This is a genomic window from Vreelandella sp. H-I2, assembly GCF_052959335.1.
Window position 1 is genome coordinate 40,051 of record NZ_JBRAMC010000010.1, and the last position, 11,968, is coordinate 52,018.

The following is an 11,968-nucleotide window of genomic DNA, read 5'->3' on the forward strand; positions in this document are numbered from 1 at the left end:
TCAAAAGGCCCGGCAAACCGGGCACATTAATAAAATAAACAGCGAGCCAGTGAGGACGCTCCTCAGGCTCGCTGTTAGGTAAAGGTCGGCTTAACGGCCAGACTTCACGCGATTCCAAATACGTGTACGGGCGCGCAGCACATCTTGAGGCTTTTCAGCTTGCACGTACAGGTTTTGCATGACGTCGGTTTCTGGGTAGATAGCGGGATCGTTGATAATTTCGTCAGAGAGATATTCATTAGCCGCCGCGTTAGGGTTGGCATAACGCACATACTCGGTGATCTCAGCGGCGATTTCCGGGTCAAGAATAAAGTTAATAAACGCATGAGCGTTTTCAGTGTTCGGGGCGTCAGCCGGTACCGCCATCATATCGAACCAGAGGGCAGCGCCTTCTTTAGGAATGCTGTAACCAATACTGAAATCACGACCGGCCTCTTCAGCGCGCTCGGCGGCTTGGAAAACGTCGCCGGAATAGCCAGCAGCCACACAGATATCACCGTTCGCCAGGTCAGAGACATAGCGCGACGAGTGGAAGTAAGTCATTTCGTCGCGAACGTCGGCAATCAGCTCTCCCGCAGCTTCGATATCGTCGATATTTTCGCTAAGCGGGTCTAAGCCCAAGTATGCCATGGCGGGCGAAAGCATCTCATCTGCGGAGTCCAGCATTGACAAACCACAGCCCGCCTCGCTCAACGCAGCGGTTATTTCAGGATCGAACAGCAGCGCCCAGCTATCCACTGGTGCATCATCACCTAGAATTTCTGTTACACGATCAACGTTATAACCAATGCCATTGGTGCCCCACATATAGGGAACCGAGTATTCGCTACCGGCATCAATGGCTTCCAGGTTAGCCATCAACTCAGGGTTGAGGTTCTCTAAATTGGGCAGTAACTCGTGGTTAAGCGGCTGGAACACGCCGGCTTTTACTTGTCGAGTGAAGTAGTAGGTAGAGGGTACGACCACATCATAGCCCGAACGGCCGGCGAGCAGAGCAGCGTCCAGGATTTCATTGCTATCATAAACGTCATAGGTCACTTCAATGCCGGTACGCTCGGTGAATTTTTCCAGCGTTTCCGGGGCAATGTAATCAGACCAATTATATACCCGTACCTCTTCGGCATGGGCAGCGCTAGCCGCTGCGGCAAACGAGATGGCCGCAACGGCCAGGGAAAGTTTGTGGATGGTCCCCATATTACTTCTCCTGTTGTTTAAACTACTTATAAAACCATTTAGCCACACATTCTTAACCACATTTGCCTAATATGCACCGCTTCTATCGTCAACAGCCTACTATTGCTACCAACAGGGTAGGCCATAAAGCTGACCGTGCGAATTTTGCGGTGCAGTGGCGCCTATCGCAAGCCAATGTGAAAAATTCTTGTATTCTACTTCATCGACCCCATTAACCCAGCAGCGCAATGACATCAGTCTGGAGTGATAGGGAAAGACTATTGATCACATGTCTATTCTTAATTTTAGCTGTTAGTCGTTAGCCGTTAGTATTATCACCAATTTCTAATTCCTCATTCACCAATCGCGGAGATTATCTGAATGTCTTTAATCAACACTGAAGTTAAGCCATTTAAAGCAACTGCCTATTTGAATGGCGAATTTGTCGATGTTACTGAAGCGGACATGCAAGGTCAGTGGTCAATCTTTTTCTTCTACCCAGCTGATTTCACTTTTGTTTGCCCAACCGAGCTTGGTGATCTTGCCGATAATTATGCTGAGTTCAAAAAGCTGGGCGTTGAAATTTACAGTGTTTCAACCGACACCCACTTCACTCATAAAGCATGGCACGACAGCTCTGACACCATCGGCAAGCTCCAGTACCCGATGATTGCTGATCCGACGCTGCGCATTTCACGCAACTTTGAAGTCTTGATCGAAGAAGCCGGTCTTGCTGAACGTGGTACTTTTGTTGTCGACCCTGACGGCAAAATCCAGATCGTCGAAATCAACGCTGGCAACATCGGTCGTAATGCTGAAGAGCTGCTGCGCAAAGTGAAAGCTGCTCAGTACGTGCGCGCCAACCCGAACGAAGTTTGCCCGGCAAAATGGAAAGAAGGCGAAGACACCCTCGCACCTTCATTAGACTTGGTAGGTAAAATCTAAACTGCCTACGGCTGCCAAACGGATATTTTTCACTCTGTTGCCCTTTTGGCAGCGCGACACCCGGGCACCAGCCCGGGTGTTTTGTTTTATTAAGCACGTGTTGTAGTGCCGTGCTCTGTGACCAATCACCGACATGTTAACTGCGAGGAAGCACTGTCATGCTGGACGCCAATTTAAAATCCCAGTTAAAAGCGTATCTGGAAAAAGTGACTCAGCCGTTCGAGATCGTTGCGTCCCTCGATGACGGTGACAAGTCACAAGAATTGCTCAAACTGCTGGAAGATATCAGCAGCCTGAGCGATAAGATTACCTTGCACAGTGATGGGCAGGATGCACGCACGCCGTCGTTTGCGATCAACCGCCCCGGTGAAGAGACGGGCGTGGTGTTTGCCGGCATCCCGATGGGCCACGAGTTCACCTCGTTGGTACTGGCACTGCTGCAAGTCGGCGGTCACCCGCCCAAAACATCTGACGAACAACTCGACCAGATTCGTGCGCTTGAGGGCGATATGCTGTTCGAGACGTACTACTCGCTCTCTTGCCAGAACTGCCCTGACGTGGTTCAGGCGCTTAATCTGATGGCTATCTTCAATCCCAACGTGCGCCATGTCGCTATCGACGGGGCGCTGTTTCAGGATGAAGTCGAGTCGCGTGAAATCATGTCGGTGCCGAGCATCTACCTGAACGGCAAACCGTTCGATCAAGGCCGCATGACCCTTGAACAGATCCTTGCCAAAGTCGACACCGGCGCTGCCGAACGCGATGCTAAAAAGCTAAGCGAAAAAGCCGCCTTCGATACACTGGTGATTGGTGGCGGCCCTGCAGGCGCTGCGGCGGCCATTTACTCGGCGCGTAAAGGCATCAATACGGGTATTGCCGCTGAGCGGTTCGGTGGTCAGGTGGCCGATACCATGGGGATTGAAAACTTCATTTCTGTTTCCCATACAGAAGGCCCTAAGCTGGTCAGCGCGCTTGAAGAGCACGTAAAAGACTACGAAGTCGACGTCATGAACCTGCAGCTTGCCACTGCGTTCAAAGCAGCCGAGGCGGAAGGCGGTCTGCATGAAGTCACGTTTGAGTCAGGCGCTAAACTCAAGAGTAAAACGCTGGTGTTGGCGACAGGCGCCCGTTGGCGTGAAATGAACGTTCCAGGTGAACAGCAGTACCGCAACAAAGGCGTTGCTTACTGCCCCCACTGCGATGGCCCGCTGTTCAAAGGTAAGCGTGTAGCGGTCATTGGTGGCGGTAACTCGGGCGTTGAGGCGGCTATTGACCTGGCGGGCATTGTCGGCCACGTCACATTGGTTGAATTTATGGGCGAAATGCGTGCTGATGCAGTACTCCAGAAGAAGCTCAAGAGCTTGCCCAATGTCGATATTATTCTCAACGCACAGACGACCGAAGTTACTGGCGATGGCAGCCGTGTTAATGGCTTGCACTATAAAGACCGTACGACCGATGAAAGCAAATCCATCGCGTTGGAGGGTATCTTTGTTCAGATTGGCTTAGTGCCTAACACCGAGTGGCTGAAAGGCTCACCAATTGAAATGACACCACGCGGTGAAATCATTGTCGATGCCCATGGCATGACGTCCGTGCCCGGTGTGTTTGCTGCAGGCGATGTCACGACCGTACCTTACAAGCAGATCATTATCGCCATGGGGGAAGGTGCTAAAGCATCGCTTGGCGCTTTTGACTACTTGATTCGTAACTGATTACGACAAAACAAAGCCCGCTGACAATGTGTCAGCGGGCTTTTCTCGGCTTCCCTCTTTATTAGCTCTCTAGCGATCAATCAAGACGTCTTGGGAATTTCTCCCAGCACCTCTGGAATCGTCATCTTCACATAACGCCCTGGCGCCGGCTCAATCACATTGAGCTCCCCCTCGCCAGGTTGGCGCACGGGCACCATTTTTTCACTATCGGCATAACCATTCTCGGTCATCCACGTTTGCCAATGGGGCCACCATGAGCCTTCCTGAGCAGTCGCATTTTCTAGCCACGCTTCATGGTTATCCGGCAGCGCATCGTTGGTCCAGTAGCCATACTTGTTTTTATGGGGCGGGTTAACAATACCCGCGATATGACCTGACCCGCCCAATACGAATGTGACCGGCCCTTTGGGTAACAAAGCGCCATAGTAGGTACTGTTCCACTTGGCGATATGGTCTTCTTTGGTGGATACGAAATAGCTGGGCGTGGACACCTTACGCAGGTCAATTTTCACACCATCCAATTCAATGCCACCTGGCTCAACCAAGCGGTTTTCTAAGTACATATGGCGCAGGTACCAAGCATGCGTCCCAGCAGGCAGATTGGTGCCATCGGTATTCCAGTAAAGCAGATCAAAAGCGGCTGGCGTTTCACCTTTTAAGTAATTATTGATGTAAAACGACCAAAACAGATCGTTCTCACGCAACAAATTGAAAGTGTAGGCCATTGAGCGACCGTCCAGATAACCTTTCAGCTCAAGCGTCTGCTCTATGCCTTCGACCACTCGTTCATTCAAAAAGACGCCGATATCGCCCGGATCACGAAAATCTTGCAGCGTCGCCATATAAGTGACCGACTTTACTTTACGCCCACGACGCGTGCTGGTGAGATATGCCACCGTAGAGGCGGCCAATGTGCCACCAACACAATAGCTAAGCAGATTGACAGACTTCTCACCACAAGCCTGCTCGATAGCTTCCATCGCGCTAATGGGTCCCATCTGCATATAGTCGGCCCAGGTAATATCGCGCTGCTCAGGGCCTGGGTTACGCCAGGAGATCAAAAATACCGTATGGCCTTGATCCACCAGCCACTTAACCATTGAATTGTCTTCACGCAGGTCAAGGATGTAATACTTATTGATCCAAGGCGGCACTATGAGTAACGGCGTCTTAAACGTCTTTTCCGTTGTCGGTGTGTACTGGATCAACTGGATCAGTTCATTTTCATACACCACCGAACCGGGGGTCACAGCGATGTTTTCGCCTACGCCAAAGGCGCCGCGATCGGTCATGCGGACATTGATACCTTCTGAAGAATTACCTAAATCTTCGCGTAGGCGCGCTAGTCCATCGACCAAGTTCTGGCCACGCGTTTCAAGTGTACGGCGCATGACTTCAGGGTTAGTGGTTATAAAATTAGTCGGCGCCATCGCATTGACAAGCTGGCGCGCGTAAAACATCAGGTTACGCTGCTGGGTTTCGTCTAATCCACTTAAACTTTCAACCAACTCTTCCACCATCTGCGAAAACAGCAAGTACTGCTGCATAATGGCCATGTAGTGCGGGTCTTGGGTCCACGCTTCATCTTTAAAACGACGGTCACTTTTAGCCGGTGTAATGAGCGGTGTGACTTGCTCCCCGGCCATGCCACGCATGGCTTGTTGCCATAACAGCCATTGATCCTGTAGCAAACGAGCCTGGGTTTCCCACAGCAGGGTAGGATTTTGCATCAGCGACTTCGCACCGGCTTCAAAGCTTTCGCGCATATCGCTGTAAATTGAGTCGGCGGCTTCACTGGGGGCAATACGGGAAAGCAAATCCTGCATCAATCCTTGGTACTGGTCGCCGATCTCTTTAAGCTGATTATTCCAGGCTTCAATTTCTGCCTGCGATAACCCTTCAGGCAAGCCTAAAGCTAAACCATCAGGTAGCCCTTGAGGTAGCCCGTTAGATAGTCCTTGAGGCAACCCCTGCGATAGCCCTGATGATAGAGCCTGGAACGGATTGTGCCACGCTGATTGCATAATTACTCTCCCTACGCCTAGCGACAGGCGCACCGAACACTTTGGCCATTACTGGATGAAAGACCAAGCTAATCAATGCATCGCGGCGCCCTTAGGCGCCGCGATGATGTCGCCAATCAGCTTTTACGTGATGATTGACTAGAGGCTTTTCCAGGCTGCTCGCCTTTAGCAGTCGCCTTGGCCTGGTCGGACATTTGTTGCCCTGCTTCACTGAACATTTTTTCCATTTCAGATTTAAATTGCAGACTCATTTCGCTCATGACACGAGCGTCTTCCTGCATCTGCTGAGAAAGTTCATTCATCATTTCGGCTTGCTTGGTGCCGAAATCGCGGAGGCTTTCTGCATCCTGGATTTCCGTGGCGCTACGAATGCGCTCAGTGCCCATCTGGCTGTAGCGCTTCATAGCTTCCAACTGATACTGCGTCATTTTTTCCATATTGTTGAGCATTAGCGAATTAATTTTACGCATGGGCTCAAACATTTGTTTCGTTTGGGCGTTAAAGGCGTCCATCATATTATCTTGCATAGTGTCTGCTCCTATTTTGTTCCTTGGCATGAGCCTTGGAGTGACTCACCGTAATGTAGCTATGCTGCATCGCAAAAAGAGTAATCTTTGGCATGCTGCATTGCAACAGCAATGTCGTTAGTCAGTGACACCATGCAAACTTGGGTTGCAATATGTATGCACCTTGCCGAATTACTCTGCCCTTCTTCAACAGGCTTGGCACTGCCTGATTGTGTTTATGTACCGCTACGTTTGGATGTGGAACGTGAACTTGTACCGGACCGGGAACGCGACGACGCTGTCGACTTGGTGCTGCTGCCCGTAGCGTTGTTGGCACCACTTTTCGTACTGGCGTCCGGTTCTTTCTCAGCCTCCGCACTGTCAGCCGAGGAAGTGCTGGCACTGCCCGCCTGACGCAGCATATCCAGCATCATTTGCTGGTAGGTGCCGAAGTTGGCTAGCCCTTGAGACAATCCTTCGGATAGTCCCTGAGAAAGCCCTTGCTGCATCATTGGTTGCTGCAGGAAAGGCCGCATCAAACTCATTGGGTCGTAACCTTCTACCCCAGACTCCATCTGACGCTGGATATTGTCCAGCAGGTTTTTCTGAAAGGCTTCGACGTTAGGAAGCCCCAATGATTGGCGAAACTCATCTGGCGTCAGATCAAACTCAACGTTAATCTTCATAGGCGGCTCCAGCATTTGTTTGCTGCATTGTTTTTGCTACATGTTTTGCCACATAGCTTTATTTGAGTGTAGCAGTGAACTGCAAACCTCACCGTATTGCGTTAGCGCTGAGTTAAACGCGGCGTATCAACGCTGACCTCGCCATTTTGACCGCGCTGACGCAACCAGTGGTCTAACAGCGTGATCGCCATCATCGCCTCAGCAATGGGCGTTGCGCGAATCCCCACGCAAGGATCATGGCGTCCTTTCGTGATCACCTCGACTGCCTGACCATGAATATCGATAGAGCGCCCGGGCGTGGTGATACTGGAGGTGGGCTTTAGCGCTAAGCGAGCAACAATGGGCTGACCACTGGAGATACCTCCCAACACACCGCCAGCATGATTGGAGAGGAACCCTTCTGGTGTCATCTCATCACGGTGCTCACTGCCGCGCTGATTAATACAACCAAAACCAGCGCCTATCTCAATTCCTTTTACCGCATTGATACTCATCAAACCATGCGCCAGATCAGCATCCAGGCGGTCAAACACCGGTTCGCCAAGCCCTACCGGTACGCCTTCTGCAATCACGGTAATTTCGGCACCGACCGAATCCTGGTCGCGGCGTAGCTGATCCATATAGGCTTCCAGTTCAGCGACGCGCGCTGGATCAGGGCAGAAAAAAGCGTTCTGACTGACCGATTCCCACTGTTTAAACTCAATTTTGATAGGGCCTAACTGGCTCATATAGCCTCGAATCTGGACACCCTGGGCGGCTAGATACTTCTTGGCAATCGCCCCCGCTGCTACCCGCATGGCCGTTTCACGGGCGCTGGAACGGCCACCCCCACGATAGTCTCGGTGGCCATATTTATGATGGTAGGTGTAATCCGCATGGGCTGGCCGAAACTGCTCTTTAATTTTCGAGTAGTCGTTAGAGCGCTGGTCGGTGTTCTCAATTAACAGGCCGATTGAAGTGCCGGTCGTTTTGCCTTCAAACACCCCAGACAGAATACGCACTTGATCAGGCTCTTTGCGCTGGGTGGTGTGCCTTGAACTGCCCGGCCGACGGCGATCCAAATCATACTGCAAATCTGCTTCGCTTAATGGCAGCCCAGGCGGGCAGCCATCTATAATGGCGCCGAGCGCAGGGCCGTGGCTTTCACCAAAAGTAGTGACGCTGAATAGTTTGCCAAACGTATTGCCAGACATGGCCGTTAGTTCCTCATACGAAAGACGCCGCATGGGCGTCGAGTTCAGCAGCGCTCAGGGCGAAGACACCCTGGCCGCCACGCTCGAATTCAAGCCACAGGAAGGGGACATTCGGAAATGCCGTTTCCACATGACGATCAGAATTGCCGACCTCTACAATCAACCAGCCGTCATCGGTTAAGTGTTCCCTCGCTTCACGCAGAATGCGCCGCACAATATCCAAGCCATCGCTACCTGCGCCGAGTGCCAATGAAGGTTCATGGCGAAATTCGGCAGGCATCACCGCCAAGTCGCGCGTATCGACATAGGGCGGGTTAGAAACGATCAAATCGAAGCGTCGGCCTTCTAAGCCACTGAACACGTCCGATTCGACCGCCCTCACCCGATCACCCACATCGTGGCGGGTAATGTTCTGGCGCGCTACGGCCAGAGCGTCCTGGCTGATATCAGCAAGCATCACTTCGCAGGTAGACAAATAGAGAGCGCTAGCAATACCAATACAGCCAGAGCCGGTGCATAAATCCAGCACACTGGCAGGTGGCTCTTCGGGAAACCAAGCGGAAAAGCCATCTTCAATCAGTTCGGCAATTGGCGAGCGCGGAATCAGTACGCGTTCATCAACGCTAAACGGGTAGCCAGCAAAAAAGCTCTCGCCTAACAAATAGGGCAACGGGCGGCGAGTGGTGATACGTTCCCGCGCCAGGGCAATAATCCGCTGGCGCTCAACGGGCAGCAGCCGCGCTTCTAGTACGCTTGGGTCAATATTCCAAGGCAGGTGCAGTGCGCCTAGGCATAGTGCCACCGCCTCATCCCAGGCAGAATCAGTACCGTGACCATAGTGTAACCCTGCCAGGTAAAACTCGCTGGAGACCCAGCGCAGGTAGTCGCGCAGCGTAAAGAGATCGCTCATCAGCGCCGACTCGGGCAGGGAAAGGGTTGAGTGAGAGTACTCAGCGTTTAAATGCGTGGACACAGCGACTCCTGGGTAACGTTACTCATGGTTGCAGGCAGTAAAGCCTGCTCCATATGACGAATAAAAGATTGTACCTTTCACGCTGCCCGGTTCACAGCAACGCTCAGCCCGCTATACTGTACGTCTTTATTTATCTCACAGTTTTCTGCCACCCGAGCCTGCCATGACGCGACACCGCCACCTGCCTAGTGATGACGATATCAGTGCCTTTCGCGATGCGTTAAAGGCGGCGGGCGTGCGCCGTATCGCTACCAATCAGGCCGACCCAGGCAAGCCCAAACGCGATGGTAAGGCGCATGAAGCGCGGCGCAATGCGGCGGTAGAGAACAGTGCGCCCCAGTCTAACGGGCGCACCTCGGATGGAAGGGTGGAAGCCGTACGCCCTTCTGAGTATTTAGAGTTCAGTATACCGGACTTGCCGTGGCGTACTTTCAGCCAGTTAAAACGCGGCCAAACGGCATGGCAGGCAGGGCTTGATCTACATGGCTATACGCTGGAAGAGGCGCGCGCCGAGCTGGAGAGCTTTCTGCGTGACTCGGCGGGCCAAGGTTTACGCTGCGTATTGGTGGTGCACGGCAAAGCGTGGGGTACTACGTCTGACTTTCCCGTCCTCAAAAGCCATACCAATACGTGGCTACGCGAGTGGCCAGGCGTACTGGCTTTCTGCTCGGCGATTGATCTCGACGGTGGCACCGGAGCGGTGTATATCCTATTGCGCAAACGCAGCCATTAGTGGTTATTCGGTAGCGTCAGACGCAATGCTGGGCATGCGACGCTCCAACGCTTCGTCAGCCAAATGCCTGCCTAAGCGAATCAAGTCCTTACCGCGGTGGAATTCATAAGTGCTACAGACGGTCTTAGGTATTTCAATCAGCACATCGGGTGGATAACCCGCGACCTTGTACTTGGCCAGCGCCGCTTGGGTAATATCAAATGACTCCAATATCATATCGAGCTTACTCCACTCGCGTTTACCCCGCGCTTCGGTGACTTCTTCAAGTTCGCCGTCCTCTCCGTTGGCCCCCAAGCCAGCCCAAAGTTTTCGAGTAGCGATACGCACGTCACCCATCCAATTTCCCATGCTTTGATCATGGGCGATCTCTTTTTTTGTCTGGCTATCGGCAGCTTCTTCCTTGGGTGGCAGTAACTCTTCCAACGTTACCGGCAGCGGGCTATGGGCAGTCACGTTGACCGCCACTACAAAGTCCGCCTGGTGGGCCGCCACCACAGGCATGATGGGTAGCGGATTAAGTAGCCCGCCGTCTACTAACACCTGCTCGCCCAAATGTACCGGGGTTATTACACCCGGCACGGCGATTGAGGCGCGAATCGCCTGTAGCAATGGGCCATTTTGAAACCATACTTCTCGTTGACGCACTAGGTCCGTCGCAACTGTCGTCACAGGGATCGGTAGATTTTCAATTAAAATATCACCCACCAGCGCTTCCAGCTTGCCCATGACTTTACTGGCGCGCATCGCGCCCATCGGGCTCCATGTCACATCAACCAGCCTGAGCACATCCAGGTAATCGAGGGTACACACCCAATCGCGGTATTCCGGCAATTTACCGGCGGCATAAATGCCACCAATCAGCGCGCCCATTGAGCACCCTGACACGGCGATAATTTCAAAGCCCCGCGCTTCCAATGCTTCAATAACACCAATGTGCGCATACCCACGTGCACCACCACTGCCCAGCACTAGAGCGACTTTATTACCACTACTCCTATGTGCCAATTCGTTCATGCTGCTGTCCTTCCCTAAGCCTTATCGTTCTTACACCAGTGAGCGCCGATTACCGAGGCGACTTTTGCTACCGCGCGAGGTTCCAGGTGCAGGTGGTGGCCACCGCTGAGCACGTGGCGTGTTAACCCTTTTACCGCTTGCCGCGCCTGCGCCGCCCAGGCGCGCTCGCCTAGAATCCCCTGTTCCCCTTCGATTAACAGCACCGAGGCGTTGATTTCCCCCAGCAGCGTAAGCACCTGTTCGGGCGTAAAGCGGACCAAAGATGGCTTTAGCAAACGGCTATCGGTACGCATTTGCACATGGCCATCGGCGGTAGACTGGGTGTTGCGTTCCACGAGTGGCGCTGCCGTTATACTATCCACGGGCGTGACGCCACCAGCGACCCGGGCCGCGATAGCGCTTTCGATATCAGGGTAGCGCGGCGCTCGCGAAAGCGAGCGCCGGTGAGCGATTAGCCCTTTACGCAGTTGGCTGGCAGTCTCTTCAATCGGTGTATTAAGCGCCCCCAACCCATCGATCAGTGTTAAGCGCTCGACGCGCTCAGGTAGTGAAGCGGCAAGCAAACAGGCCACTGCCGCACCCATGGAGTGGGCCAGCAAGCTAACTTGTTCCAGGCCAAGGGCTTCCATGGCATCAAGTACGTCGTGACAGTAGTCCCATAACGCATAGTCACCGCTTGGTGGCGTATGTGCCGAATGGCCATGACCTCGAAAATCGAGCGCCACAATACGAATACCCAGTGCGTCGACCAGCAAGGGAGCTAAGCGAGAAAAACTGGCTGCATTATCCAGCCAGCCGTGAAGAGCCACCCAGGTGGGTGCGTCAGAGCGTCCCCAACTTAGCGCCGCCAGGCGACCTTGAGCAAGAGAAAGCGGCTGCGGCACAACAGTGCGTACAGCCGTAAATTCAGTCTGGGGCATAATCAACAATCCTGAACAAACACCAGCGTTGTTAAGCAGGCAAGATGACGGCGTAAGCGACAAACGTTACCATGCTCGGCGCAATG

At 52.9% G+C, this 11,968-nt stretch carries 11 protein-coding genes; 3 read left to right on the plus strand and 8 right to left on the minus strand.

What is annotated here, in order from left to right; genetic code table 11:
* Window positions 1-90: 90 nt before the first annotated feature.
* Entirely contained in the window at window positions 91-1,194 is a 1,104-nt protein-coding gene (locus ACUVOF_RS20385; protein WP_447046083.1) for a polyamine ABC transporter substrate-binding protein, read from the minus strand.
* 360 nt (window positions 1,195-1,554) lie between these two features.
* On the opposite strand from ACUVOF_RS20385, the gene ahpC reads away from it, so the two are divergent.
* Both ahpC and ahpF read left to right on the plus strand, forming a co-directional pair.
* Entirely contained in the window at window positions 1,555-2,118 is a 564-nt protein-coding gene (ahpC, locus tag ACUVOF_RS20390) for an alkyl hydroperoxide reductase subunit C (RefSeq protein ID WP_447046084.1), read from the plus strand.
* Window positions 2,119-2,276: 158 nt separating this feature from the next.
* A complete protein-coding gene (gene ahpF / locus ACUVOF_RS20395) occupies window positions 2,277-3,833 on the plus strand; it encodes an alkyl hydroperoxide reductase subunit F (RefSeq protein WP_447046085.1) in 1,557 nt (518 codons plus the stop codon).
* An 80-nt stretch (window positions 3,834-3,913) separates the two neighbouring features.
* On the opposite strand, the gene phaC is transcribed toward ahpF, so the two are convergent.
* The 5 genes from phaC to prmB all read right to left on the minus strand — a co-directional run bounded on the left by phaC (window position 3,914) and on the right by prmB (window position 9,215).
* Window positions 3,914-5,857 carry a class I poly(R)-hydroxyalkanoic acid synthase gene (gene phaC / locus ACUVOF_RS20400; RefSeq protein WP_447046086.1) on the minus strand — a complete coding sequence of 648 codons (1,944 nt, stop codon included), beginning with the start codon at window positions 5,855-5,857 and terminating at the stop codon, window positions 3,914-3,916.
* A gap of 116 nt (window positions 5,858-5,973) precedes the next feature.
* Window positions 5,974-6,384 (minus strand): phasin family protein, encoded by a 411-nt coding sequence (locus ACUVOF_RS20405; protein WP_447046087.1) that lies wholly within the window; start codon window positions 6,382-6,384, stop codon window positions 5,974-5,976.
* Window positions 6,385-6,599: 215 nt separating this feature from the next.
* Window positions 6,600-7,049, minus strand: coding sequence for a hypothetical protein (locus ACUVOF_RS20410; RefSeq protein ID WP_447046088.1), 450 nt, complete (start codon window positions 7,047-7,049; stop codon window positions 6,600-6,602).
* Between the two features lie 101 nt (window positions 7,050-7,150).
* Window positions 7,151-8,242: a chorismate synthase gene (gene aroC, locus ACUVOF_RS20415; RefSeq protein ID WP_113271135.1), complete on the minus strand. Its 1,092-nt coding sequence runs from the start codon at window positions 8,240-8,242 to the stop codon at window positions 7,151-7,153.
* A gap of 13 nt (window positions 8,243-8,255) precedes the next feature.
* Window positions 8,256-9,215 carry a 50S ribosomal protein L3 N(5)-glutamine methyltransferase gene (gene prmB, locus ACUVOF_RS20420; protein WP_447046089.1) on the minus strand — a complete coding sequence of 320 codons (960 nt, stop codon included), beginning with the start codon at window positions 9,213-9,215 and terminating at the stop codon, window positions 8,256-8,258.
* A 163-nt stretch (window positions 9,216-9,378) separates the two neighbouring features.
* Here prmB and ACUVOF_RS20425 point away from each other — a divergent pair, with 163 nt between their 5' ends.
* The gene (locus ACUVOF_RS20425) at window positions 9,379-9,948 is read left to right on the plus strand and encodes a Smr/MutS family protein (protein WP_447046090.1); all 570 of its coding nucleotides are present in this window, start codon (window positions 9,379-9,381) and stop codon (window positions 9,946-9,948) included.
* A 3-nt stretch (window positions 9,949-9,951) separates the two neighbouring features.
* On the opposite strand, the gene ACUVOF_RS20430 is transcribed toward ACUVOF_RS20425, so the two are convergent.
* Window positions 9,952-10,962, minus strand: a complete 1,011-nt coding sequence (locus tag ACUVOF_RS20430) for a patatin-like phospholipase family protein (protein WP_447046091.1) — start codon at window positions 10,960-10,962, stop codon at window positions 9,952-9,954.
* A gap of 14 nt (window positions 10,963-10,976) precedes the next feature.
* Window positions 10,977-11,882: an alpha/beta fold hydrolase gene (locus ACUVOF_RS20435; protein WP_447046092.1), complete on the minus strand. Its 906-nt coding sequence runs from the start codon at window positions 11,880-11,882 to the stop codon at window positions 10,977-10,979.
* Window positions 11,883-11,968 lie beyond the last annotated feature (86 nt).